At 45.2% G+C, this 25647-nt stretch carries 23 protein-coding genes; 7 read left to right on the top strand and 16 right to left on the bottom strand.

The window, feature by feature from the left end:
- The first annotated feature begins 143 nt into the window (after positions 1 to 143).
- The 4 genes from L4C44_RS16270 (at position 144) to gepA (ending at position 6162) form a co-directional block, all read left to right on the top strand.
- Positions 144 to 713 (top strand): DUF4124 domain-containing protein, encoded by a 570-nt coding sequence (locus tag L4C44_RS16270; protein ID WP_210447248.1) that lies wholly within the window; start codon positions 144 to 146, stop codon positions 711 to 713.
- A 168-nt stretch (positions 714 to 881) separates the two neighbouring features.
- On the top strand, positions 882 to 1958 hold the full coding sequence (gene glnL / locus L4C44_RS16265; protein WP_048661286.1) for a nitrogen regulation protein NR(II): 1077 nt from the start codon (positions 882 to 884) through the stop codon (positions 1956 to 1958).
- 122 nt (positions 1959 to 2080) lie between these two features.
- Positions 2081 to 3484: a nitrogen regulation protein NR(I) gene (gene glnG / locus L4C44_RS16260; protein ID WP_048661285.1), complete on the top strand. Its 1404-nt coding sequence runs from the start codon at positions 2081 to 2083 to the stop codon at positions 3482 to 3484.
- Positions 3485 to 3591: 107 nt separating this feature from the next.
- A complete protein-coding gene (gepA, locus tag L4C44_RS16255) occupies positions 3592 to 6162 on the top strand; it encodes a phosphodiesterase GepA (RefSeq protein ID WP_428805370.1) in 2571 nt (856 codons plus the stop codon).
- A gap of 83 nt (positions 6163 to 6245) precedes the next feature.
- On the opposite strand, the gene hemN is transcribed toward gepA, so the two are convergent.
- The 5 genes from hemN to L4C44_RS16230 form a co-directional block, all read right to left on the bottom strand.
- Positions 6246 to 7637 carry an oxygen-independent coproporphyrinogen III oxidase gene (hemN, locus tag L4C44_RS16250; RefSeq protein WP_428805369.1) on the bottom strand — a complete coding sequence of 464 codons (1392 nt, stop codon included), beginning with the start codon at positions 7635 to 7637 and terminating at the stop codon, positions 6246 to 6248.
- 347 nt (positions 7638 to 7984) lie between these two features.
- A complete protein-coding gene (locus L4C44_RS16245; RefSeq protein WP_428805368.1) occupies positions 7985 to 8473 on the bottom strand; it encodes a DUF2489 domain-containing protein in 489 nt (162 codons plus the stop codon).
- A 6-nt stretch (positions 8474 to 8479) separates the two neighbouring features.
- Complete coding sequence (gene yihI / locus L4C44_RS16240; RefSeq protein WP_176680687.1) at positions 8480 to 9037, bottom strand: Der GTPase-activating protein YihI; 558 nt, start codon at positions 9035 to 9037, stop codon at positions 8480 to 8482.
- On the bottom strand, positions 9037 to 9675 hold the full coding sequence (locus L4C44_RS16235; RefSeq protein WP_048612436.1) for a class I SAM-dependent methyltransferase: 639 nt from the start codon (positions 9673 to 9675) through the stop codon (positions 9037 to 9039). The genes yihI and L4C44_RS16235 overlap by 1 nt, the downstream gene beginning before the upstream one ends.
- Positions 9676 to 10232: 557 nt before the next feature.
- Positions 10233 to 10850, bottom strand: coding sequence for a c-type cytochrome (locus L4C44_RS16230; protein ID WP_060983242.1), 618 nt, complete (start codon positions 10848 to 10850; stop codon positions 10233 to 10235).
- A 148-nt stretch (positions 10851 to 10998) separates the two neighbouring features.
- On the opposite strand from L4C44_RS16230, the gene yihA reads away from it, so the two are divergent.
- The gene (gene yihA, locus L4C44_RS16225; protein ID WP_017631972.1) at positions 10999 to 11658 is read left to right on the top strand and encodes a ribosome biogenesis GTP-binding protein YihA/YsxC; all 660 of its coding nucleotides are present in this window, start codon (positions 10999 to 11001) and stop codon (positions 11656 to 11658) included.
- A gap of 228 nt (positions 11659 to 11886) precedes the next feature.
- Positions 11887 to 12492 (top strand): GTP-binding protein, encoded by a 606-nt coding sequence (locus L4C44_RS16220; protein WP_428805367.1) that lies wholly within the window; start codon positions 11887 to 11889, stop codon positions 12490 to 12492.
- Between the two features lie 265 nt (positions 12493 to 12757).
- On the opposite strand, the gene spfP is transcribed toward L4C44_RS16220, so the two are convergent.
- The 4 genes from spfP to hemB all read right to left on the bottom strand — a co-directional run bounded on the left by spfP (position 12758) and on the right by hemB (position 18046).
- Positions 12758 to 12805 carry a small protein SpfP gene (spfP, locus tag L4C44_RS22805; protein ID WP_438356636.1) on the bottom strand — a complete coding sequence of 16 codons (48 nt, stop codon included), beginning with the start codon at positions 12803 to 12805 and terminating at the stop codon, positions 12758 to 12760.
- 193 nt (positions 12806 to 12998) lie between these two features.
- Positions 12999 to 15812, bottom strand: coding sequence for a DNA polymerase I (gene polA, locus L4C44_RS16215; protein ID WP_428805366.1), 2814 nt, complete (start codon positions 15810 to 15812; stop codon positions 12999 to 13001).
- 679 nt (positions 15813 to 16491) lie between these two features.
- Positions 16492 to 16926: a GNAT family N-acetyltransferase gene (locus tag L4C44_RS16210; RefSeq protein WP_210447254.1), complete on the bottom strand. Its 435-nt coding sequence runs from the start codon at positions 16924 to 16926 to the stop codon at positions 16492 to 16494.
- Between the two features lie 76 nt (positions 16927 to 17002).
- Positions 17003 to 18046 (bottom strand): porphobilinogen synthase, encoded by a 1044-nt coding sequence (gene hemB, locus L4C44_RS16205; RefSeq protein ID WP_428805365.1) that lies wholly within the window; start codon positions 18044 to 18046, stop codon positions 17003 to 17005.
- A gap of 208 nt (positions 18047 to 18254) precedes the next feature.
- On the opposite strand from hemB, the gene L4C44_RS16200 reads away from it, so the two are divergent.
- On the top strand, positions 18255 to 19016 hold the full coding sequence (locus tag L4C44_RS16200; protein WP_428805364.1) for a TatD family hydrolase: 762 nt from the start codon (positions 18255 to 18257) through the stop codon (positions 19014 to 19016).
- Between the two features lie 288 nt (positions 19017 to 19304).
- On the opposite strand, the gene tatC is transcribed toward L4C44_RS16200, so the two are convergent.
- The 7 genes from tatC to rmuC form a co-directional block, all read right to left on the bottom strand.
- Positions 19305 to 20060, bottom strand: coding sequence for a twin-arginine translocase subunit TatC (gene tatC, locus L4C44_RS16195; RefSeq protein ID WP_017060156.1), 756 nt, complete (start codon positions 20058 to 20060; stop codon positions 19305 to 19307).
- Between the two features lie 148 nt (positions 20061 to 20208).
- Entirely contained in the window at positions 20209 to 20616 is a 408-nt protein-coding gene (tatB, locus tag L4C44_RS16190; RefSeq protein WP_048612432.1) for a Sec-independent protein translocase protein TatB, read from the bottom strand.
- Positions 20617 to 20619: 3 nt separating this feature from the next.
- A complete protein-coding gene (gene tatA, locus L4C44_RS16185) occupies positions 20620 to 20874 on the bottom strand; it encodes a Sec-independent protein translocase subunit TatA (protein WP_017060154.1) in 255 nt (84 codons plus the stop codon).
- Positions 20875 to 20928: 54 nt separating this feature from the next.
- A complete protein-coding gene (gene ubiB, locus L4C44_RS16180; protein ID WP_052880270.1) occupies positions 20929 to 22563 on the bottom strand; it encodes a ubiquinone biosynthesis regulatory protein kinase UbiB in 1635 nt (544 codons plus the stop codon).
- On the bottom strand, positions 22560 to 23165 hold the full coding sequence (locus tag L4C44_RS16175) for a ubiquinone biosynthesis accessory factor UbiJ (protein WP_428805363.1): 606 nt from the start codon (positions 23163 to 23165) through the stop codon (positions 22560 to 22562). Before L4C44_RS16175 ends, ubiB begins: the two co-directional genes overlap by 4 nt.
- Before the next feature lie 98 nt (positions 23166 to 23263).
- A complete protein-coding gene (ubiE, locus tag L4C44_RS16170) occupies positions 23264 to 24043 on the bottom strand; it encodes a bifunctional demethylmenaquinone methyltransferase/2-methoxy-6-polyprenyl-1,4-benzoquinol methylase UbiE (protein ID WP_026012235.1) in 780 nt (259 codons plus the stop codon).
- Between the two features lie 65 nt (positions 24044 to 24108).
- Entirely contained in the window at positions 24109 to 25641 is a 1533-nt protein-coding gene (rmuC, locus tag L4C44_RS16165; RefSeq protein WP_146491957.1) for a DNA recombination protein RmuC, read from the bottom strand.
- Positions 25642 to 25647: the final 6 nt, after the last annotated feature.

Raw genomic sequence — 25647 nt, 5'->3', positions numbered from 1 at the left:
AGCATTAACTTACTGTGATTGGTATTTAACAAAAGCCCTCAGAGGCTGTCACGCTAAATACAATAAAATCAAAACCAATAAAATCAATAATAAAACCAACGCCAAACGTGAAATCACCTAGTGGTGACAAAGAGGCTAAAGATATGAAAAATATACTGTTACTGATCGGGTTAACAGTCGCGCTCTCGTGCTCTGCTCAAACGGTGTATACCTGGGTGGATGAGGATGGCGTGCTCCACTTTAGTGATAACCCTAGCGCTCAAGATGCCGAGGCTCTTCGCCTGCCAGATGTGCAAGCTTCAGCACCCGCCCCTAAATTTGAGGCCTCAACTCCGGTAGACACCGCTGCTTTACCTACAACTAAAACGGCAACGCCAGCTAAAAATCAGGCAAAAACAGAAACCACAAAACGTGAGGTTCCCACTCAATTAGCCCTCACCATGCTGACTCCAGTTCATGATCAAACCATTCATAGCAACCGCGGCTTAATCCCGATTCAGATAGATCTCAACCGAAAACTTGGTATCGGGGAGCAATTACAATTGATACTCGATGGCCGTCGTTATGGCGCCCCACAGACTCAACCTATTTGGGAATTAAAAGGTATCGATCGAGGTACTCACACCATTGCAATTCAAGCACATAGAAGCGGCAAGCTTATTGCATCTACTAGTCCAGTCACCGTGTATTTACATCGAGCGACGCTCAAGTAGGCCAATGTGTGAAAAGAGACTGAATTACCTCTACTTTTCACCAAATCGAAGCAGCTTTCAGCGACTCTAATGAATTATCTTTAGCTTCTGGTTGATATGCGCCATACTTGAACTTAGCTACGCACCAATTTGGTGCAGTGAAAAAAGCACCAATTCAAGGACGAAATAGTGAATCGATCAGCCAAAAGCGACAGCATAGATACACATCACCTTTCCAGCGCCATTCTCGACAATATGGTGACTTCGACATTGATGCTCGATGAGCAACTGTATGTCCGCTACGCCAATCCGGCGGCTGAACAACTCTTTTCACAGAGCGCGCGACGCATCGTTGATCATCCACTGAGCCAACTTATCCAACACGCCTCGCTCGACTTAGCACTTCTAACTCAACCTCTACAAAGCGGCCAGAGCATTACCGACAGTGACGTGACCTTCGTCGTTGATAACCGCCCGCTGATGCTTGAGGTGACGGTTAGCCCAATCTCTTGGCAACGTGAAACGCTGTTATTGGTTGAGATGCGCAAGATTGACCAACAAAGAAGACTCAGCCAAGAGCTTAACCAACACGCACAACAACAAGCGGCTAAGCTGCTGGTGCGTGGGTTAGCACATGAGATCAAGAACCCATTGGGTGGTTTAAGAGGTGCTGCGCAACTACTTGGAAAGATGCTCCCTGATCAGTCTCTGAATGAGTACACCCAGATCATTATTGAGCAAGCCGACCGCTTGCGCGCTTTAGTCGATCGCCTGCTTGGCCCGCAAAAGCCAGGAACCAAATCAGAAGAGAACCTTCACCAGATACTCGAAAAAGTAAGGCAACTGGTTGAGCTCGAATCAGGTTCGACGCTCGCTATCGAGCGAGATTACGATCCAAGCCTACCTGCGATTTTGATGGATTCTGCGCAAGTTGAACAAGCCATGCTCAATATCGTGAGCAATGCGGCGCAGATTCTAAAGACTCAGGAATCAGGGAAAATCACCATTCGCACCAGAACGGTGCATCAAGCAAACATTCATGGGCAGCGACACAAACTCGCTGCTCGAATTGAGATCAGCGATAACGGCCCAGGCATCCCCGACGAATTAAAAGACACGCTTTTTTACCCAATGGTCAGCGGTCGAGAGGGTGGCACAGGCTTAGGGTTATCGATATCTCAAAACCTGATCGATCAACACAATGGGAAAATTGATGTTGAAAGCTGGCCGGGCAGCACCACATTCACGATTTACCTGCCGATTTAGGTTACAAGAACCTCGCTATTGGACTTCGAGATCAAAGGCTTAACTCGGTAACACAAAAATTAAAGACATCATAAAAACAACAATGATTATCACAATAGATTTGGCTGCAAAGGAATTGAATTATGAGTAAGGGATACGTTTGGGTCGTCGATGACGACAGCTCTATCCGCTGGGTAGTAGAAAAAACACTTTCATCTGCGGATATAAAGTGTGAAACATTCGCTGATGCTGAGAGCGTATTACTTGCGCTTGAGCGCGAGACACCTGACGTATTGGTATCGGATATTCGCATGCCCGGCATTGATGGGATTGAGCTGCTGCATCAGGTTCATCAACGCTCCCCTGACCTACCCGTGATCATCATGACCGCGCACTCAGACCTTGATGCTGCGGTAAATGCTTATCAAAAAGGCGCCTTTGAATATCTACCAAAGCCGTTCGATATTGATGAAACACTGACTCTAGTGGAGCGAGCGATCGCGCACAGCCAAGAACAGAAACGTGAGCAAGCCAGTGAAGTAGCCGAAGATACCAACGCGCCTGAAATCATCGGTGAAGCGCCGGCAATGCAAGAGGTTTTCCGTGCTATTGGCCGTTTGTCTCGATCATCTATTTCAGTACTCATCAATGGCGAATCAGGTACTGGTAAGGAGTTAGTCGCCCACGCTCTGCATCGTCACAGCCCAAGAGCCAAGAAACCCTTCATTGCCTTGAACATGGCAGCAATCCCCAAAGATCTGATCGAGTCTGAACTGTTTGGCCACGAGAAAGGCGCCTTTACCGGTGCTAACAGCGTTCGCCAAGGGCGCTTCGAACAGGCCAACGGAGGCACACTGTTTCTTGATGAGATCGGCGACATGCCACTCGATATTCAGACTCGCCTGCTACGAGTACTTTCCGATGGTCAATTTTATCGTGTGGGTGGGCACTCAGCAGTTAAGGTTGACGTTCGTATCGTTGCCGCAACCCACCAAGATCTTGAACGGTTGGTGCATGAAGGCGACTTCCGTGAAGACCTTTTCCACCGACTCAACGTTATCCGAATCCATATCCCGGCACTTCGCGAACGTAAACAAGACATTGAAAAGCTGACTCATCACTTCCTAGCATCAGCCGCCGAAGAGCTCGGTGTTGAAGTGAAAACACTGCATCCTGAGACCATTTTAAAGCTCAATCAGCTGAATTGGCCGGGTAACGTGCGTCAGCTTGAGAACATTTGTCGCTGGCTCACCGTGATGGCGAGTGGCAGCGAAATTCTCCCTTCAGACCTTCCCCCAGAGCTGCTAGAAGAAAAAGTAGTGACAACCTCTGGAACTGGAGATAACTGGCAACAACTGCTCGCTAATTGGGCAAAGTGTGCGCTTGATTCAGGAGAAAAAGAACTGCTGACTTATGCGCTACCAGAGTTTGAACGTATACTACTTGAGGCTGCACTCAACCATACTAATGGTCACAAACAAGATGCAGCCAAGGTTTTAGGTTGGGGAAGAAACACCCTAACTCGCAAGCTTAAAGAGCTGTACTGACCTAATATGACTCTCGATGCAGCTACTTTTTAACCAAAAAAGTGTCGCTTGGTCTGAATAGTGTCGGTACAATTACAGTACACTATTCACCAAAGTTGTAGCTAAAGATGTCTTTGAAAACACAAATTACCTTGAGAACCGCAGTGGTTCTGCCATTCGTGATGATTTTTCTATTCACTATGGGCGTAATGGTTTTTACTCAAAAGCAAAGCTACAAAGAGATGGTGAGTGATGTTAGTGCACGCCAGCTAACATCACTTACTGACCACGTTCACCAAAGCCTGTCTAATTTTTTAGAAAAGCCATTTCATGCGAACCTCTCACTCAGCCATAACATCGGCTACCACCATCTTTATCAAGCGGGCAACCTTAGTAAGGTCCAAGACTATATTTTTTATACGTTTTCAGACCATTACACTGCTGTACCTCAACTCGATGTGATCGGCTTTGGTTCTGAAGATGGTAACTACGTCGGTTTCCGCAAAGAAGCCAACAAAGGCTACACCTTGATGACGCAAGACGAACGCACTAATGATCAGTTGGTCATTTACCGTGGCAGCAAGATTAGTGAAGACATTCGATCGGTGATTTCAGGTTACGATCCAAGAACCCGTCCTTGGTACACACCCGTTGCGACACAGAAAAAACCGTTATGGTCACCAATTTATGCCAATGCTGACGAACGCCAAGAAATCACCTTATCTGCTCTCTCCCCTATCTATGATGATAATGAATTCAAAGCCGTCGTCGTCAGCGATATCAAAATCAATACCTTCAATGCGTTTCTCAGAAAGCTCAAAGATAGAACAGATGCCTCTGTTTATATCATCGATAAGCAGCAGCGCTTGGTCGCACACTCAGGCGGAGGCAGTGTCGTTTCATGGGGAACAGGAAAAACCAATAAAGGCCAACGCTTACTGGCAACAGAGAGTGCTACCCCCGTCATACGTGAAAGCGCCAGTTACGTAGACCAATTCCACCTAATCGATAATTTGGGCGAGCAGCGCTTTAGCTTCCGCCTAGACAACGAACGCTACTTCAACCAAATCACCCCTTACGAAGATGAACACGGCCTCACGTGGTTTATTGGGGTGTCGATCCCTGAAAGCAATCTGCTCGGTGAGTTGCCAGAAAACCAAAGAAACAGTTGGTTGCTCGGGCTAGCACTGAGTTGCATTGGGGTCATTGCAGGGTTAATTGCTTTTAATCGCGTAATCCAACCTATTACCTCGACAGCAGATGCGGCAAAGCGTCTTGCTAAGGGCGATTGGGACACGAGCATGCCAAAGACGGGGCATATCTATGAAACCAGTATGCTGGTGGACTCATTCAATGAAATGGCTAGTAACTTAAAGGCCTCGTTTCACGCATTACAGTCTCAGCTTACCTATGACTCACTTACCAAACTTTACAGCCGTGAAGGCTTTATTGATGCTGCCAAGAAACACCCTGACAACGAAAAAGGCACGCTGTATTTGATTGGTATTGATCGCTTCCGAGACATTAATGACAGCCTAGGTCATTACAATGGTGACCAACTGCTTATCATTGCTGCCGCTCGTTTAAGGGGCACACTGCCATCCGAATACCTACTAGCTCGTACTGGTGGTGATGAGTTTGCCATCTACGCGCCAAACGTTACGCGAAGCGATGATGTTCAGCTACTGACTAATCGCTTACTTCAAACCTTCGCTTCCCCATTTTCAATGGAATCGGAAAGCGTGGTGATTAAGGTATCGATGGGGATAGTGAATGTCTCGAACCTCCACGATATTACACTACTGCTACGCAGTAGCAGCATTGCTCTGAGCAACGCGAAACAAGACAAAACCAGTGTTAGTATTTACAGCCCAGAGATGGGTAAAGCATCAAGGCATCGGACCAAGATGCTAGCGCGGATGAACCGAGCGATTGAGCTTCAACAATTCGAACCGTTTTATCAGCCTATTATTGATCTGGAGTCCGGCTCAACCATAGGGGCGGAAGCTTTAGCTCGCTGGATAACCGATGAAGGGGTGATCTCACCACTCGAATTTATTCCTCTCGCGGAAGAGAGCGGGCTCATTTACGATATCGGAAAACAGATTCTGCATAAGTCCTGCCGAGATACAGCAATCGCGATTGAGTCAGGAAAGTGGAGCAAAGACTTCTCGATTCACGTCAATCTATCGGTCGATCAACTAAGCGAAAGTAGCTTTGTCGAACTAGTTAAAGGCACGCTACGTGACACCAAGCTTCCAGCAGGCAACCTGACACTAGAGATCACGGAGTCACGCATCGTCGACAATGACCCGACCATCATTGACAATATGCTAACGCTAAAAGCACTCGGTATCTCAATTGCGATTGATGACTTCGGCACTGGCTACTCATCCCTAGCCTATCTGCAGAAACTGCCATTTGACTGCTTAAAGATCGATCGCAGCTTTGTCAGCAAGCTAGAAAAAGAGAATCTAGACAGCTCCATCGTCGCGGCCATCGTTAACATCACTAAGGGTTTCAAAGTAAGCTTGGTGGCAGAAGGCGTTGAAACACAGCAACAGGCTGAACTCCTCAAGCAGCTGCAGTGCCCACTTGCTCAAGGATTCTTATACAGCCGTCCAGTTCCGTTTGACCAATGGCCTACCGACCTCAGCAACACCAAGGTCAAACAAAATACCAAACAGAGCCTCACCTAAGTCACGCAGAAATCGAATGAGTCAGATACAAAAATGCCAGCATGATGCTGGCATTTTTTATTGTTCTATTCTCTATCGCACTGTTAGATAACGCGAGAGAATTGCTGCTGGCGAGCCTTGGCACGTAGATATTTATCAAAACACATACAGATGTTACGGATCAGCAAACGGCCACGCAGAGTAACGCGGATTTCTTCATCATCGACTTCAACCAAATCGTCGTTGATGAAGGTTTGTAGAAGCTCTAAATCTTCTTTGAAGTAGCGACTAAAGTTAACCGAGAACTCAGATTCAATCATGGTCTTATCAAGCTTAAAGTTACAGATAAGCTGCTTGATCACCTCACGACGTAGAAGGTCGTCACTGTCTAGTGCCACGCCTTTCCAAAGTGCATGGCGCAGGTCATTCACCTGAGCGTAGTACTTCTTCAGCTCTTTTTGGTTTTGTGCATAAGCATCGCCCACCATAGAGATAGCAGAAACACCGAAGCCAATTAGGTCAGCTTCACCTTGGGTAGTGTAGCCTTGGAAGTTACGATGCAGAATGCCTTCACGCTGAGCAACCGCTAGCTCATCTTCAGGTAGAGCAAAGTGGTCCATACCGATGAACTGGTAACCCGCTCCCGTTAGCGTCTCGATGGTATCTTGTAAGATAGCCATTTTCTCTTTCGCTTCCGGTAGGTCTTCGTCTTTAATCTTACGCTGCGCAGCAAACAGCTGAGGCATGTGTGCGTAGTTAAATACCGATAGACGACCCGGTTTCATCTCCAGCACTTGCTTCAATGTTTCAGCGAACAAAGCTTGAGTCTGCTTTGGTAGGCCGTAAATCAAATCAAGGTTAGTTGAGCGGAAGCCTAGCTCTTTCGCTCGTTGAACCATCGCAATGATGAACTCTTCATCTTGCTCACGGTTAACCAGCTTCTGTACTTCTTTATTGAAGTCTTGCACACCAATACTCAGACGATTAAAGCCCTCGTTACGTAGGTGATCGAGAACATCCAGCTCAATCTCACGCGGGTCAACTTCAATACTGATCTCAGCGTCAGCGGTGAAGTTAAATTCCTCACGCAGAATCATCATCAAGCGAGTGATTTGTGTTTTGGTCAAAAACGTTGGCGTACCACCACCGAAGTGCAATTGAGTCACTTCACGACCATTCAATAAAGAGGCGCGTTGGCGGATTTCATGTTCAATAACATCAAGGTACTCATCCGCTTTATGCGAGTGACGAGTAATGACTTTATTACAACCACAGTAGTAACAAAGCTTGTGACAGAATGGAATATGCACGTAAAGAGAGAGTGGACGCTCAGGATATTGAGTACACGCCATGTCGTAATCAGCGACGGTAAACGCTTCATGAAACTCCAACGCAGTTGGGTATGAGGTGTAACGAGGTCCCGAATAGTTGTACTTGTTTAAGATCTCTTGATCCCAAACGATTTGCTGATTCGTTGTTACTGGCTTGCTCGACATAGCGGTATTTCCAATTTAGATCCGCGAGAACCTAAGGTCTCTCAAATCATTTTACATACATTAAAATATAGACGGGTTATTTTGCCACACGACCAGTAAGGCCGTTCTAAGACAAAATCAATTTTTCAGACAAAAACTCAGAACTGCTAGCTTGATCACTAACAAAGCGTCGGGATTAACGAGACGCAAAAGGTAAGAAGGCTCATTTAACACTATCTGTTAAAGACAAATCGCACTAAAGACAATGAGTCTTAAAAGCTGTATGTCTCAAAAGCAGCGCATCTTAAAAACTGCGCGTCTTGAAAACTAAATGTTAAACAAGCCTCTATATTAAATAGTCTTAGCGACTAGATCATCTGAATGTTGATTTGGTTGTTGAGAGGCTTAACCTTCTCCTGCAACCTTTTCAAATCTTCGATAACCGCATCGTTCAAGCGAGTCTCTGCCTTGTGGCGTGTGAGATTCTGCTGCATGCGTTCTTTCTTGGTCAGTTCCTGTCTTTCCTCTCCGCGCGCCATATCTTTAACGATGTGGTACAGCTCAGAAAGAGCAGGATATTCAGAATCTAAATCGACACGCTCATCACCCTGAACGTTATCCATAATGATACACACTCGGATACTGATCTCAGGTAAATCACACTGCCCTTGAATGCCCGCTAAGCACAAAGTATTTACGTTGTCGTAAATCGTCGCGTTACGTTTTTCAATGGCTAGTGATTGATGCTGCTTTTGCAACTCCGTCTGCTTCTTCACTTGAAGTAGAAGGTAACCTGCGTAAGAGCCCAAGCCGAGAATGATAATTCCACCAGCAATTGCTAATAAGGTTACGTTCATTGGCTATTAACCTTTAAAGCTGTCTAAGTCGAAGTCTTCGAATTGAGATAACAAGTCTTCGTCAGAGCTTGCTTTCTTCTTAGATGCAACTGGTGCTTCTTCGAAGATCTCTTCTTCGTCTTCTTCTGGCTCTAACAGACCTAAGCGGCCCATTAGGTGTTCGATGCGATCAAGTTTCTCGTCAACGAACTTCTGTAGACCTGCACCTAGGTTTTCACCATTTTCGAGGCGATCTAGCAGCGTGTTCAGTTGAGCATCGTTCTCAAGCATCTCTAACTCTTGCTCGTTAGATAGCTTACGCTCTTGTTTCGTTGGCTTCTTCGCTGGTTCAATAATCAGCGGGATTTTTTTCTTGCTGCCTAAACGAGGGTCGCGAGCTTGTGCAGCTTTACGCTGTTTAGCTTCGCTACCATCTGAGTGACGGCTGCCAGATTTTAGGCCTTTACGCTTTTTAACACGCTTACGTTCACGACCTTCAACATCAGATTCGCTACGGTTACGCGTAACCATAGGTTCCGGAGCGCCAAGAGCTCCCGGCTTTCTTGATTTTTTACTACGAGCCATTACTGCACTTTCCTCAGTAAAATTACATCATTTCCAAAAAATTCTAGTTCGAGCTTATCCCGCTCTGCCAAAAACTGGAATGTTTGACGACTAAAGAAGACGACATGTGTCGGGTCATTCTTGTAGTGCCAACCAGCAAACGCATCTACGTCTATTACTAGTTTAGTCATAAGACCAATCCAGCCCTTGGGTTTAACTAAATTCAACCATTGCTGCCACACTTTGTCTGGGTGATAAAGATGCTCTATCACCTCGGTAGCAGTCATAAAGTCATACGTTTTTTCCAACACAGAGGTATCTGGGTGGTAATAGATATCGTACAACTCCATGGTGTGTCCGGCTTCTTCTAACATAATAGATAGCGTAGGGCCTGGGCCACAACCAAAATCTAACCCTTGTGAGTTAGATGAAATTTTGTCTGTTAGTGGATCCGCAATGCGAGATAAAAAGCGGCGATAGCCTGCATCACTAGGATCGTTCTCATGGAGATCATAGTGTGCTTTTTCTTCTTTTGCTTCTAACCTTTGTTCAGGTTTAACAAATACCAGTTCACATTGCTGACACTGCAGATAGGCTCTGCGTTTGTCTTCAAAATAGTGATTCACGCCTTGGTGATGGCATAAGGGACAAGTATACATAGCACATCCTTAAACAGGGATGCGAAACATACCAGAAACTGAGTTTATAGTGGAGTGGTATTGGGTGTTTTTTCATCAAATCAATAAAAAAAGCGATAGGAAAACCTATCGCTCTCTAAATCTGCCTATATCGGCCAAAATTTGCATACTCAACTTGGTACACAAATCTCCATTTGTTATTGGTGCTTTCCATGCCAAATTTGTTTGTTGTTCATCGTCCTGATGAGTTTTGGCTATCCTTTTCTAACACCTTGTTGCTGGGCTGTCCTAGCCTGATCCATTTCTGTCTATACCGTTAGACTAGATGATCATCCATATCTAAGTCAGCTCCTAGCTGATGGCCGTTACTTTACCCGGTTACAAAAAGACTACAAGAGTGCGACTTCACACTTTTGTACACAAATCGATCACACATTGATAAATCAGACACAAGTGTATAATTCATTAATAAAACCAATACAAAAGAAAACGCCCCGATCATTACTGACCGGGGCGTCTCTTCAATCTCGCTCGAGCGTACATTCCTTGACTCTGGCTAAGAGCAAGAAACCGACAAATTAGTGTAAACCACCAACGTACTTCGATAAGGTATCAATTTCTGCGTCTGTTAACTTTTTAGCTACATCACGCATCATCGCATTCATGTCGTTATTACGGCTACCATCGCGAAATTTCTCAAGTTGAGCCTTGATGTAATCTGCGTGTTGGCCTGAAATCTTAGGGAAACCAGAAAGTTCGGTACCATTACCACGAGGGCCGTGACAAGCAATACATGCCGTTACGCCGCGTTCTGCGTTACCCGCTGTGTAAAGAACCTTACCTTCATCTACTACATTTTCAGGAGTAGAGTTACTAGAGATAGGTAGCGATGCGTAGTATGCCGCTAGGTCAGCCATATCTTCTTCAGATAAAGGCATCGCCATTGCACCCATTACAGGTTCATAACGACCTTGCTTACCACCACTCGTCATACCTAGCTTAAGCTCTTTTAACTGCTTATCTAGGTACTTCTCGTGTTGACCAGCCAGCTTAGGGTACTGAGTGATCAGACTGTTGCCGTCAGCACCGTGGCAGGCAACACATGTTTGTGATTTGGCTTTACCAGCTTCAATACTACCTTGAGCCCATACTGAGCAGCTGGCTAAAAGACTCAAAATTAGCGCTAATTTCTTCATGACATTCCATTATAATTATCAAGCTTCCAGTACCACTCTATGTTGCCACTCATGGTACAATAGGCGACCTTATGCCGAGCACGGTTATTTTACACAAATTCACAAAAAAGTAATCAATCGACTACACAAAGTCGAGATGGAGTTAACAGTGAGCGTAAAAATTCATTATCAAAACACGCATTTCATTACCAGTGCACCTGATATTCGTCATTTACCAGAAGACGAAGGGATCGAAATTGCGTTTGCAGGACGCTCCAATGCTGGTAAATCTAGCGCGCTAAATCGCGTTACAAACCAAAAAAGCTTGGCGAAAACCAGTAAAACACCCGGTCGAACTCAGCTAATTAACCTATTTAAGGTAACGGACGGTTGTCATATCGTCGATTTACCTGGATATGGCTTTGCTCAAGTACCACTTGAGATGAAGAAAAAATGGCAGAAGTCGCTAGGTGAATACCTACAACGACGTGAAAGCTTGAAAGGTTTAGTGGTATTGATGGATATCCGTCACCCAATGAAAGACCTTGACCAACAAATGATCTACTGGGCTATCGATAGCCGTATCCCAGTACAAGTTTTGTTAACAAAAGCAGACAAACTGAAAAGTGGCGCGCGTAAAGCACAGCTACTGAAAATTCGTAACGATGCGAAATCTTTCGGTGGTGATGTGGCGGTTGATGTCTTCTCTTCAATGAAGGGCATCGGCGTAGACCAGCTGCGTGCCAAGATGGATGAGTGGTTCGCACCAGCGCTTGCAGACCAACTGATCGATGAGTTAGCAGACGAAGAACACAACGATTCAGAGTAGTCTCTATATAGAGCTTTATCTATAATTAGAGGCTAGAGCACTGACAACCAGTGATTTAGCCTTATCAATACCCTGCCTTTTATAGGTGGGGTATTTTTTTACCCGAAAATGAGTCAGTTAAACCTAGATCTTGAGAGTTAAAGACAAGATTAATCAGTTAGAAGCGAGAGAAGTGAACCATACTAAAAGACAACCTTTAACAAACTGAACAGTGAGAAAGGAATACTCATGTGGAAAAAACCCTTGACGACCATCGCACTTATATTGATCTCATTTTCTGGTGCAACGTCTGAATCGGAACAGCCCAAAACCGAGGCCGCTCTAGTCAATGTTGATATGACCTTAGATCTCGATGGCATGGAGAAGTACGCTCAAGAGGCAAGTGAATCTCTCGAGGTGATATCACAATCGTTGCAAGCCATCGTCAACAACCCCAACCTCAGCGATGACCAGCAGCAAGCATTGAATCAAACTGTTGAGAGCATTAATAAGCTTGCCAGTTCAACCAAAACATCCCTCAACCAACTACCGCAAGCCTTAGACAATTCTCGAATCGCCTTTAAGAAAACCAGTCAATTACTGCTAGATGACATCCAAACTAAAATCATTATTGCGCTGGCGGCGGTGATCGCGGTCATTGTTATCGCGTTAACGGCTATCTATCTACTGATCCTTAAGCCCATGCAGCAAACATTAGTGAAAGCGACCCATAACATCTCTTCCATGGCGCACTCAATACAGATCACAGCCGAAGCACTGAAATTCAGTACCGAAAAACAACAAGAAATCATGGATTACATTGAGCATTCACCCACTCAATGCACTGATAAATAAGACGTAAGTGGTCAATGAATTATGAGCAATTTGTAAAATAAAAGTTATTTCCAAGAATAAAACAATCCACCTAGAGACGGATTTAAATTACCAATTGCTGATCAAATTCCAGATTTAAGACAAATCAAGTGATAGAGAGAAAGTTTCGACAAGAAGAGAGAAGGTACTAAAAAGAAGCCGATTAACGCGGGAATTATAGGTTGGAAATATTTTTCTTTCGCACAAGAAAAAACGCCCCAGTCAAATACTGACTGGGGCGGCTGAATCAGCCTAATCCAATAACGTGAAACAAAAGGTCTGAAAGATAGAACATCTTACCTCTGTACCCTACGAGATTTAATGTACAACAATTGCTCAGAAATGAAAACAATTTTTGTAGTTTTTTTTCATGAATGTTTTATTAAAACATCCAAATACTTCTTACGACTCAACTTTATTTGAGACAAAAAAAAGCCAGTGTTTGTGCACTGGCTCATACTAATTTGCTCAATAAGGTCAAAAACTGATTAGTGGGCTTGATCCCAGTTGTCACCGTGGCCAGCTTCCGCAACTAGCGGAACTTCTAGCTCTGCAGCTGATTCCATCAATTGTTGTACTTTACTTTCAATTTCGGCTAAAGATGACTCTTCTACTTCAAATACCAATTCATCGTGTACTTGCATCAATAACTTAACTCGACCATCGCCTTCCGCTTGGATCCATTCATCAACCAATAGCATAGCTTTCTTGATGATGTCTGCCGCTGTACCTTGCATTGGCGCGTTGATCGCCGCACGCTCAGCAGCTTTACGACGCATGCCATTACGAGATTGAATTTCAGGAAGGTGCAAACGACGACCGTAGATAGTTTCAACGAAGCCCTGCTCTGAAGCAGCACTGCGTGTGTCTTCCATGTACTGCATTACACCAGGGTAGCGCTCGAAGTAAGTATCCATGTAGTGCTGTGCTTCGCCACGAGGAATCCCTAGCTGCTTAGCCAAACCAAAGGCACTCATACCGTAGATAAGACCGAAGTTAACGGCCTTAGCACGACGACGTTGTTCCGTCGTTACATCCTCAATATTAACGCCGATGATCTCAGCCGCAGTTGCTGCGTGAATATCTTTGCCTTGTTGGAACGCTTCCAGAAGCGCTTTATCACCCGATAAGTGAGCCATGATACGCAATTCAATTTGAGAGTAATCGACCGCTAGAATCTTCCAACCATGTTGTGCAACGAATGCTTGGCGGATACGACGACCTTCTTCATTACGAATTGGGATGTTCTGTAAGTTTGGATCCGTCGAAGACAAACGACCCGTTGCTGTCACCGCTTGGTGATAAGACGTATGAACACGGCCCGTTTCAGCATTGATCATCTTCGGCAGCTTATCTGTGTAGGTAGACTTCAGTTTCGCAAGGCCACGATACTCAATGATCAGCTTCGGTAATGGGTAATCAAGCGCCAGTTCTTGCAGCACTTCTTCGTTGGTTGAAGGTGCACCTGATGGCGTTTTCTTGATAACAGGCAGACCCATTTTCTCAAACAGAATCGCTTGCAACTGTTTTGGAGAGTTCATGTTGAACTCTTGCTCTGCAATCTCGTAGGCTTTCTGTTCTAGCTCATCCAAACGAACCGCAATCTCTTGCGATTGAGCGCCTAACAACATGTCATCGATGAATACGCCAGTGCGTTCAATGCGAGACATCACTGGGATCAGTGGTACTTCAATCTCTTCATAAATCGCTTTTAGCTTTTCATCTTGCTCGATGTTTTCCATTAAACGGTTATGAAGACGTAGTGTCACATCTGCATCTTCTGCAGCGTATGGAGACGCCTCACCCAGCTCAATCTGGTTGAAAGTAAGCTGCTTCTTACCTTTACCTGCGATCTGCTCAAACGAGATGCAGCTGTGTTGTAGGAAACGTAGCGCTAGGCTATCCATATCATGCTTGCCGCCAACACTATTGAAAACGTAAGACGCCAACATAGTGTCGTGTTTGATGCCTTTCATCTCGATACCGTAGCGCGCTAGCACACTCATATCGTATTTCAGGTTCTGACCTACTTTCGCTTGTGCGTCATCTTCAAGAATAGGCTTAAGCTGTTCAAGTACCCAGTCACGATCCAGCTGCTGAGGTGCATCTAGGTAATCATGGGCAACCGGTACGTAAGCGGCAACGCCTTCTTCGGTTGCGAATGATAGACCAACAAGGTTAGCGACCATGTAATCTAGGCTGTCTGTTTCAGTATCAAAGGCAAACACCTCTGACGCTTTCAGTTTCTCTAGCCACGCATTAAAAGAGGCTTCATCTAAGATGGTTTCGTAGTTGCTGCGATCAATCGTCACGGCAGACGTATTCATCTCTACAGTAGACGTTGTTGCAGAAGCGCTGCTGCGTACTGATCCAGCTCCCGCTGCGGCAGATTTATCATCCGCTTCAACCACACCACTGCCGCCTTCAAGTAGCTCGTTTAGCCAAGATTTGAAGACCAGTTGACCGTATAGCTTAATCAGCTCATCCGTGTTTGGTTGTGCTTTTACAAGCGACTCAGGCGTCTCTTCTAGCTCGACGTCGAGTTTGATTGTTGCAAGCTCGTAAGACATCTCAGCGTTGTCTTTATTATCAATCAGCTTCTTAGCCATCGTTTTTGAACCACGGAAGCCAAGAGCGGCAATATCATCAAGGTTTTGATACAGCTTTTCGATGCTACCAATACCTTGTAGAAGGGCTGTTGCTGTTTTATCACCGACACCCGGAACACCAGGAATGTTATCGACTTTATCGCCCATCAGCGCCAGGTAATCGATAATAAGCTCTGGCGGGATACCAAACTTCTCAATCACGCCTTCACGATCCATTACCACGTTGGTCATGGTGTTGATCAGAGTAACGTTGTCATCGACAAGCTGCGCCATATCTTTATCGCCAGTACTAATGAGCACAGGCATACCCATCGCAGAAGCTTGAGAAGCAAGCGTACCGATCACATCATCCGCTTCAACGCCGGGAATAGAGATAAGTGGCAAACCCATTGCACGAATCACATTGTGCAAAGGCTCAATCTGGCAACGAAGATCATCAGGCATAGGTGGACGATTTGCCTTGTACTCTGGGTACATGTCATCACGGAACGTCTTTCCTTTCGCATCAAAAATTACCGCAATACGATCAGAAGCAAATTGACGCATCATGCTGCGCAGCATGTTAACTACACCATAAACAGCGTTAGTTGGGATATCACCATTGCTCATTGTGCCAGGGTAAGCATGGAACGCGCGATATAGGTAAGAAGAGCCATCGATCAGAATCAATGGATTATCAGGAATACGAGCCATAATGTTTGTGTATCCAGTAAGTACAGAAATTATCTGTTAAGAATGCCACGTCTGTTGGTTGGATTCCACGTTGTCGATCTGTATCCGTTCACTCGGTTGTGTTCGTTATAATCGATTTGTTGTTATTTTTTGTTCTTAGACGCAAGCGTTCTGTGGATAACTCTGTTTATATTATTTATCCACCCTGTTGAGAACTAAGGTAAACAACTCAAAAAACACCAATAAGCAATTGAAAATAAAGAATAATTTTACAGATCGAACATATGATCAACGATCTTTTCTCGATCTTGCGTTGTGGAAAAGAATGCTGGTGGCGTTTTATTCATAAAAATACGTGCCACTGAATATGCATATTGTTGAAATGGTAGGTATAAAAAAAGCGACACCCGAAGATGTCGCCTAGCAAAAACCGGTAAAGCTATTCAAATTGAATATCACAGCTTTACCTAAAAGCTATAAATTACACTGGAAGCAATGTGAGCAATGTCGTGTCAAAAAGAACTTAGTACAAGTTCGCGAGAATTCTGTTGGGTAACCAAGTAGATACTTGAGTACTTAACATCCTTGTGAACATTTCCTCATTCCCTAAGACGAAGTTAATAATAATGATTCTCATTTAATAGTCAACAATTAAGTGAGAATAAATCTCATTTAATTTATAGACTGTTAACGCCAGTGCTCAAATTTGCTTCAAAAAATGGATTCTATGGTCATTAATGTCTTCTTTTTCTTCAAATTTTTCGATTAAGTAACCGTTTCTTAATAACAGGCGCAACATTGCAGGGAACTGGTTACGGGACTTAACCTTTAACTGCCTATAGCCCTGCTCTTGCACCCACTGCTCTTGAACATCTAATTGAGCCTGTGCAACGCCTTTGTTTCTCGCGAGCGGCGATACGCCACCAAACCAGCTGTAAAAAGTATGCTGATCCAATTCATAGCCGATCTTAAAACCGAGCAACACGCCAGATTCTTCAGCCACTAAGATAAGGTTCTTTTTCCCTGTCAGTCGCTCTGAAAGGGAAGCGATACTTTCTTTTTTAGCGAACTCAGAGATCTGATCGACAACAGACACCACCTCTTCTAACGAGCCTTCACGTACAACAACTGACATCTTATCCATCCTTATAAACGAAAGGGCTGGCACAATGGCCAACCCTTAACTGATCACTTAAGTGAACTCTACACGATTACTTTTCTCTTAAGTGCTCTGCAGCTTGTGCATTGTCTTCTGCAAGCCACTCAGCAACATCTTTAGCAAAGTAAGTAAGAATGCCGTCGGCACCAGCTCGCTTAAAGCACAGCAATGATTCCATTACGGTTTCACGCTCTTTAAGCCAACCGTTTTGAATCGCCGCTTTGTGCATCGCATACTCACCAGACACTTGGTATGCAAATGTCGGCGCTTGAAGTTCATGCTTCACACGGCGCACGATGTCTAGATAAGGCATACCAGGCTTAACCATCACCATGTCGGCACCTTCATTAAGATCCATCGCGACTTCGTGAATCGCTTCATCGCTATTTGCAGGATCCATCTGGTAGTTCTTCTTGTTACCACCTTTCAGATTCGAAGCACTGCCGACTGCGTCGCGGAATGGGCCGTAATAGCACGATGCGTATTTCGCAGAGTACGCCATAATCTGAGTATGAATATAACCCGCTTCTTCTAACGCTTCACGGATCTTACCAATACGACCATCCATCATGTCCGATGGTGCAACCACGTCAGCACCCGCTTCAGCGTGTGATAGTGCTTGTTTGATCAAGACTTCAGTCGTCTCATCATTCATCACGTAACCATCTTCATCGATGATGCCATCTTGGCCATGTGTGGTGAATGGGTCTAACGCGACATCAGTAATAACGCCCATGTTTGGCACATGCTCTTTTAGTAAACGTACAGCGCGCTGCACCAAACCTTCTGAGTTATGAGCTTCAGCTGCGCATAAACTTTTAGCATCTTGGTTCACGACTGGGAATAGAGCAATCGCAGGAACACCCAGTTTTGACAGGTAATCTGCTTCCTCAAGCATGTAGTCGATAGACAAGCGTTCTACACCTGGCATTGACTCGACAGGCTCGCGACGGTCTTTACCCATCAGGATAAACATTGGGTAGATTAGATCATCCACAGACAATTGATTTTCTGCCATTAGGCGACGGCTAAAGTCGTGCTTACGCATACGGCGCATACGGCGACCTGGGAATTGACCTTGAATTGAAACAGACACTAGATTCTCCTTGCCTAGTCTAAGCACCGAAATACTTAGATATGAAAAGTGCTAAATACAGGCAAAAGCATATCACTGATGGCTCAGGACGCTAGCAGTAAAATATAAAACCCACTCAAAAACAGGGAGAAATGGCAAAAAATGACCTTCTCCTCACACTGCCGTATACTCATGACAACTCAGTAAAGACCGCTTTCAGGACAAAACAATGATCGACACTCATGCTCATATTTACGCGAGCGAATTTGATGAAGACCGCGAGCAAGTTGTAGAGCGCGCACTGGCTCAAGGGATTGATACCATTCTATTGCCGAACATCGATTTAGAATCTATCGAACCAATGCTAGCGACGGAAGCTCAGTTTCCTGATGTGTGCCGTTCAATGATGGGCTTACACCCTTGTTATGTGGATGCGAATATCGAGCAAACCCTCAAAACCATTCGAGCTTGGTTTGATAAGCATGATTTTATCGCTGTGGGTGAGATTGGCATCGACTTGTACTGGGATAAAACTTTCAAGGTTGAACAAGAGATGGCGTTTGTGACTCAACTGCAATGGGCCAAAGAGCTCGCTCTACCTGTGGTGATCCACACTCGTGATTCTATTGAAGAGACACTTGCCCTACTTCGTAAAGAACAAGATGGCAGCTTACGTGGCGTATTCCACTGTTTTGGCAGCAGCTTAAAAGAGGCTCAAGCGATCAACGCGCTCGGCTTTCACCTCGGATTAGGTGGTGTTTCGACCTTTAAGAATTCAGGAATGGATAAGGTGATCCCACATCTGGATATGAATTACGTCATCCTAGAAACAGATTGCCCCTACTTGGCACCTACACCAAATCGCGGCAAACGCAATGAACCGGCCTACACAGAATTGGTGGCAAAACGCATCGCCGAATTACGCGGAATTACTCTTAAAGAAGTCGAAAACATAACCACTATCAATGCTAAATCATTGTTTAATTTATAACAAATCTATTAATAAGTAATTATTACGGATTTTTCCTGAATTTATTTGAGAAAGCTAAGTGACATGTATAGTATCAACCACCTGCATATGGAGGTAGTTGATTATGTGTGACCATTCACAGCACTTACAACGTCAACATCGAACTCTATGGCATAAAATTTGGGGCATCAAAGAGCTCTATATATGTCAGAACTGTGGCTATCAGTTAAAGATTCGATAAACAGACATAATAAAAAAGCGGCCCTAGGCCGCTTTTTTATTATGTAATTTTTACTGAAGCATTCCAAATCAAGATTCAGCTTCTTCCTCTTCATCCGCATCTGGCTTACGCGTATAAAAACGTGCGAAGAACAGACCAATCTCAAACAAAATACACATTGGAATCGCCAACAGTGTTTGCGAGATCATATCTGGTGGTGTCAGCATCATACCGATGATGAAAGCACCCACAACAATGTAAGGACGCTTTTCAGACAAAGATTGAGGCGTTGTTGCCCCCGTCCAACACAACAAGATAATCGCAACTGGCACTTCAAAGGCAATACCAAAAGCAAAGAACAGCGCGAGTACAAAATCAAGATAGCTTGAGATGTCGGTTGCAAACTCTACTCCCCCTAATGATATGGCCGTAAAAAAGCCAAATACCAACGGGAATACAATAAAGTAAGCGAACGCCACACCACAGTAAAACAGCAATGAACTTGAAGCCAATAGCGGCATGATCAAGCGTTTTTCATGCTTGTATAAACCCGGAGCAACAAAAGCCCACACCTGATACAAAATAAATGGAACCGCGAGAAATATAGACGCGATCAAGGTTAATTTCAGTGGTGTGAAAAATGGCGATGCAACATCGGTTGCGATCATCGTCGCCCCTTCCGGTAGACGATCTACCAAAGGTGCTGATACGAATTCATAAATATCATTAGCAAAATAAATTAGCCCGACAAATATCACTAGCACCGCGACAATCGCACGTAGTAGACGATTACGTAGTTCTAGAAGGTGGCTAATTAAAGGCTGTGTCTGCTCAGTCGAAGACATGTCAAACCTCTTAAACAGGAAGATCGAAAAGGAGCCGCGCACCTATCTATCCAGTTGAATTGGTATCCACTTGAATAGGTATCGACTTGAATAGCTATCGACTTAAACATCTAGCGACTCAAGTATCCGGCGACTCCTCCTTGCGAGACTATTCGGCTTTCTTATCTGACGGTGCTGAAGCTTCGCTGTTGACCTGAATGGTTTCAGATTCCACAGTTTCCGTGACACTAGGTTTAGTCTCACTTGGCTTATCAGACTCAGGCTTAGCATACGGACGTTGAACCTCAGCAGCGGCCTGCTTGAGTTCATCGACTGACGCTTTAAGGTCTGGAGATAAATCTTCCATTCCCATTTTTTCCGCCTTGCGTAGGTTTTCTTGCAGCTCTTGCACCTTAAGCTCATGAGAAAGTTCATCTTTCACACTGTTTGCCATGCTTTTCGCTTGTCCAACAAACTTGGAAATACTGCGAATCGCCACGGGCAAACGCTCAGGCCCTAAAACCACTAACCCAACGACAGATATTAATACCAGTTCCCAAAAACCGATATCAAACACGATTTACGCCTGCTCTTTGTCTTTCTTTGTTTCAGCAGTTGTTTCAGCGTGAGCTTCTGTCTTCTGCTGTTCAATATTCTTTGGTTCGAAGTCTGCATCTTTCTTATCTGCAGGCTTGTCTTCATCGCTCATCGCTTTTTTGAAGCCTTTAACCGCTGAACCTAAGTCACCACCCATACCGCGCAGTTTCTTTGTTCCGAATAGCAAAATTACAATTACAGCAATGATTAGAAGTTGCCAAATACTGATACCACCCATTGTCATTGTCCTCGGGTCTGTCTACACATAAAAAATATTAAGAGAGTCTACTGTCTAACGACGGTAAGCTCGCCAACTAAGCAACCAAAATGTGACACCTGCGATGCCACAGCCCATAGATAGCTGCTCATAAGGGCTTGAAACTAATATTGCGGAGCATACGACTAAAGTGGCTCCAACGCCAAACAAAAACTTTCCAGTTGCTTGCTGACGCTTACTATCTCGGTAACCTTGATAAAGCTGATCCATTCTGTGGTTCATCGCTTTACCTTGGCGCAAGCTGTCATAAAGTAGCTCTGGCAGCTCTGGCAGTTTTTCTGCCCAGAATGGCGCGCGCTCTTTTACTGCGTTGATCACAGCTTGCGGCCCCACCTGATTCATCATCCAGGTTTCAAGGAAAGGTTTGGCAGTTGCCCACAAATCAAGTTGCGGATACAACTGGCGACCTAGGCCTTCCACATACAACAAGGTCTTCTGTAGAAGTACCAACTGAGGCTGAACCTCCATGTTGAAACGTCTTGCTGTATTAAATAAGTTTAGCAACACATGGCCAAATGAGATCTCGCCAAGTGGTTTTGCAAAAATTGGCTCACACACCATACGAATCGCGAACTCAAAATCATTGACGTTGGTGTCGTGTGGAACCCACCCCGAATCAACGTGCAGCTCTGCAACCTTACGGTAATCTCGATTAAAGAAAGCCAACAGATTCTCTGCTAAATAGCGCTTATCTTCGCTGTTGAGCGTGCCGACAATGCCACAATCCAAACCAATCCACTGAGGGTTATCTGGATTCTCTGGGTTAACGAATACGTTGCCCGGGTGCATGTCTGCATGGAAAAAGCTGTCTCGGAATACTTGGGTGAAGAATACCGTCACACCACGTTCCGCGAGCAATTTCATGTTGGTGCCGTTGGCTTCTAGCGTCTCAATATCGGATACTTGAATCCCATAGATTCGCTCTGACACCATCAGGGTTTCACTGCTTAAATCAGGGATAACCTCAGGGACATACAACTCTTCACTGCCTTCAAAATTACGTCGCAGTTGAATCGCATTAGCCGCCTCTCGGCGCAGGTCTAGTTCATCAAGTAATGTTTTCTCGTACTCATGAACGACTTCAACTGGTTTCAAACGACGTGCTTCAGGAAGCGACTTAGCGACTATACGCGCCATTCGGTGCATCAGTTTTAGATCTGCGTCAATCACCGGGCGAATATCAGGTCGAATGACCTTCAGAACAATCTCTCGACCGCTCTCTTTAAGCTTGGCAGTATGCACCTGAGCGATGGAAGCAGAAGCAAGCGGCTCGATATCAAAGTCGGTAAACCAGTTATCTAAACTGCCACCGAGCGCCTTTTCCATATCTTGCTTAGCCAGTTGACCATCAAACGGCGCAACTTGGTCCTGCAACAACGCCAACTGATCGGCTATATGAGGAGGGAACAAATCACGACGTGTCGACATCATCTGTCCAAACTTGATCCACACAGGGCCAAGTTCTTGCAGCGCAAGACGCAAGCGATGACCCAACTCTTTATCTTGATGCTTGTTCTTAAGCCAAAACAGTGACTTTCGCGCCAGCAAAGGAGCTTTAGTCAGTTGGTGTTCCGGCATCAACTCATCAAGGCCGTATTCCAACTGTACCTTGATAATATGATAAAGACGTTTCAGTTCTGTTGGGGTCATGCTTTCTCCAACAGAGCGTTCAACTTAGCTTCAAGACGAGCAGCAGAGCTTTTTACGTCATCAACTTGGTCGCAAAAGTACGCGACTTCTAACGGTGCAGGTGCGATCTTCCACTCTTCTGTCAGAACTTGAGCAACATGGTTTTGATGCTTAGTCGCTTGCTTAGCCACAAGGTCGCCGACATTCTTAACGCCTTGTACCAAGGTATGCGCTACGACATCACCCGTCACACGAGACAACCACTCTTCCAAGTCTGGCTTGCAGTCTGTCATCAGTTGAGCGAATTTCTGAGCCAGTTGAATATCACCTTCTAAGATCAGCTTATCTTGCTTGATCAGTTTGGTGATGTTCGATTGCTCACGCAGTTCAGGTAACACCGATAGGTTCAAAGATAGGTAGCAATCAGGCTGCCCTTCGTATTCTGACAACACATCAATCTGTTGGCTGAAAACGAAAGTGAGTGTTTTATTCAACTCTTTCAAATTGACTTGAATGATCTGCCCCTTTAAACGAGACAAACGACGAACCAGTGCTGGATCATCGTTCACGAAAGTATTTAAAGAGGTTTCAATAACCGCGGTTACCAATGGATCAAATGGCATGACTGTCCTTACCTTTGAAAACGGATAAGCCTTAACCTATCCGTTCTATCTTTATTCTTATTATTTAGCACGCTCAGCGAGCCTGCTACCGAGCTCGACTAGAACTTGTAACCGCGGTGCAGCGCAACAATGCCGCCCGTTAGGTTGAAGTATTTAGTATTCTCGAAACCCGCTTCCTGCATCATACCTTCCAAGGTTTCTTGGTTAGGGTGCATGCGGATAGATTCTGCAAGGTAACGATAGCTGTCTGCATCATTAGCAATCAGCTCACCCATTTTTGGCAATAGGTGGAAAGAGTATGCATCGTAAACCTTTGATAGCGGCTCAAGTACCGGCTTAGAAAACTCAAGAACCAACAAACGACCACCCGGCTTAAGCACGCGGTACATTGAACGCAGCGCTTGGTCTTTATCGGTTACGTTACGCAGACAGAAGCTGATAGTAATGCAATCGAAGTAGTTGTCTGGGAAAGGCAGCTCTTCAGCGTTTGCTTGCACGTAATGTACGTTGCCCACAATACCGCTATCACGCAGCTTATCACGGCCAACATTCAGCATTGAGTTGTTGATATCAGCAAGAACCACGTGGCCTTTTTCACCAACGATACGCGAGAACTTCGCAGTCAGGTCGCCAGTACCACCACCAAGATCAAGGATACGTTGACCCGGGCGAACGCCACTGCAATCAATCGTGAATCGCTTCCACAAGCGGTGAACACCACCCGACATTAAGTCATTCATGATGTCGTATTTAGCGGCTACAGAGTGAAATACCTCTGCTACTTTCGCGACTTTTTCGTCTTTTGCGACTGTTTCGAAACCAAAGTGTGTGGTTTCTGACTCTACTGCTGAATTTGTCTGCACGCTTGTGTCCATAATGCTGTTATCTACCATGGTAAGTTTTCATCGACAGCGCTCTTTGTATTTAGAGGCGCTGCGGCCGATTAGTTTACTTTATCCTCAGCAGGTTGTCTTTCTACTAAGGAGGCATTTTCTGAAAAAGCCTCATTTTGCGCCATTTCAGCCAAACCAATCGAAATCGGTTTCTTCACTTCAACCCCCAATTGCTTGAAGCTTTCAGCCTGACGAATCACATTGCCCCGCCCTGTGACTAGCTTATTCATCGCCCCTTGATAACTTTGGTTGGCTCTATCAAGTGAGCTGCCAAGGCCTTCCATATCATCAACAAACAGGCGTAACTTGTCATAAAGCTTGCTCGCACGTTCCGCGATAACTTGCGCGTTCTGGTTTTGTCTGTCGTTGCGCCATAAGTTATCAATGGTCCGCAGTGCCACCAGCAGAGTAGTTGGGCTGACCAAGATAATGTTTTGCTCCATCGCATCTTTAACCAAGCTAGGATCCGCCTGAATCGCCACTTGGAATGCTGGCTCAACCGGGATAAACATCAACACATAATCCAGACTCTGTATGCCTTTGAGCTGATGATAATCTTTCTGGCTCAAGCCTTTAATGTGCGCTCGCAGTGACACCAAGTGATCACGCAGTGCGGCATCGCGTTGTTGGTCGGTTTCGGCATTGAAATAGCGCTCAAACGCCACCAACGCCATTTTCGAATCGACCACCACTTGCTTATCTTGTGGCAGATGAACGATCACATCCGGCTGGTAACGCTTGCCTGCATCGTTTTGCAAATTCACTTGCGTTTGGTATTCGTGGCCTTCGCGAAGCCCTGATTCAGCAAGCACGCGAGCCAGTACCACTTCGCCCCAGTTACCCTGCTGTTTGTTATCGCCCTTTAGCGCTTGAGTCAGGTTAACCGCTTCACGCGTCATACTCTCATTCAAACGTTGTAGGTTCTTAAGCTCGTGCACTAAGGTATGACGCTCTTTGGCTTCTTGGCTGAAGCTATCGTTCACTTGTTTCTTAAAGCCTTCCAACTGCTCTCTCAATGGAGACAACAAACCTTCTAAGCTCTGCTTATTCTGCTGATCGACCTTGGCAGTTTTACTCTCAAACAATTGGTTCGCTAACAACTCAAACTGCTGCTTAAGTCGAGATTCAGCTTGTTCTAGCAACTGCAGCTTTTCGCTATTGGCGAGGTTTTCTTGATCGTGCCTTGCCTCTTGCTCACGAAGTTCAGCTTCCAATTCAGACTTGTGATCCTTAAGCACATTGATCTCATCAGCGTACTGCTGGCGCTCTTGCTTTACCGCCTCAAAGTAGCGCAGCTTTTCCATCGCAGCCATCACCTTACCGTGCGCCTGTTTGAGCTCGAATGCCGCTTTGTCTCGGTCATCATCTAACTCATTGAGTTCTTGTTGCGCCTCTGCGAGTGATGATTTGAGCTGAGATTGCTGAGATTCATGCAACAAACGATCGGACTCTAGCTGCTGTTCGAGCAATCGCTGCTGAAAAGAGAGCTTCTGTTTAATCCACCAACCCACGACGCCACCGCTGACGAGCGCGCCAGAAATTGCAGCAATAAGCGTTGCCTGATGTTCGATAATCCATTGCATGATAAT

This window comes from Vibrio satsumensis (genome assembly GCF_050337435.1).
Classification (GTDB): Bacteria; Pseudomonadota; Gammaproteobacteria; order Enterobacterales; family Vibrionaceae; genus Vibrio; species Vibrio satsumensis.
The sequence above is the reverse complement of the archived record's forward strand: the minus strand, read 5'-3'. Positions and strand labels throughout refer to the sequence as shown.

Bases quoted from the DNA above. Each gene is read 5' to 3' on its own strand.
- yihI (WP_176680687.1), bottom strand. From the start codon at position 9,037: ATGGCTCGTAGTAAAAAATCAAGAAAGCCGGGAGCTCTTGGCGCTCCG.
- tatA (WP_017060154.1), bottom strand. From the start codon at position 20,874: ATGGGTGGTATCAGTATTTGGCAACTTCTAATCATTGCTGTAATTGTA.
- ubiB (WP_052880270.1), bottom strand. From the start codon at position 22,563: ATGACCCCAACAGAACTGAAACGTCTTTATCATATTATCAAGGTACAG.
- L4C44_RS16210 (WP_210447254.1), bottom strand. From the start codon at position 16,926: ATGTCAGTTGTTGTACGTGAAGGCTCGTTAGAAGAGGTGGTGTCTGTT.
- L4C44_RS16200 (WP_428805364.1), top strand. From the start codon at position 18,255: ATGATCGACACTCATGCTCATATTTACGCGAGCGAATTTGATGAAGAC.
- L4C44_RS16245 (WP_428805368.1), bottom strand. From the start codon at position 8,473: ATGAACGTAACCTTATTAGCAATTGCTGGTGGAATTATCATTCTCGGC.
- hemN (WP_428805369.1), bottom strand. From the start codon at position 7,637: ATGTCGAGCAAGCCAGTAACAACGAATCAGCAAATCGTTTGGGATCAA.
- L4C44_RS16230 (WP_060983242.1), bottom strand. From the start codon at position 10,850: ATGAAGAAATTAGCGCTAATTTTGAGTCTTTTAGCCAGCTGCTCAGTA.
- tatC (WP_017060156.1), bottom strand. From the start codon at position 20,060: ATGTCTTCGACTGAGCAGACACAGCCTTTAATTAGCCACCTTCTAGAA.
- glnG (WP_048661285.1), top strand. From the start codon at position 2,081: ATGAGTAAGGGATACGTTTGGGTCGTCGATGACGACAGCTCTATCCGC.
- L4C44_RS16175 (WP_428805363.1), bottom strand. From the start codon at position 23,165: ATGCCATTTGATCCATTGGTAACCGCGGTTATTGAAACCTCTTTAAAT.
- L4C44_RS16220 (WP_428805367.1), top strand. From the start codon at position 11,887: ATGTGGAAAAAACCCTTGACGACCATCGCACTTATATTGATCTCATTT.
- rmuC (WP_146491957.1), bottom strand. From the start codon at position 25,641: ATGCAATGGATTATCGAACATCAGGCAACGCTTATTGCTGCAATTTCT.
- polA (WP_428805366.1), bottom strand. From the start codon at position 15,812: ATGGCTCGTATTCCTGATAATCCATTGATTCTGATCGATGGCTCTTCT.
- gepA (WP_428805370.1), top strand. From the start codon at position 3,592: ATGTCTTTGAAAACACAAATTACCTTGAGAACCGCAGTGGTTCTGCCA.
- L4C44_RS16270 (WP_210447248.1), top strand. From the start codon at position 144: ATGAAAAATATACTGTTACTGATCGGGTTAACAGTCGCGCTCTCGTGC.
- L4C44_RS16235 (WP_048612436.1), bottom strand. From the start codon at position 9,675: ATGTATACTTGTCCCTTATGCCATCACCAAGGCGTGAATCACTATTTT.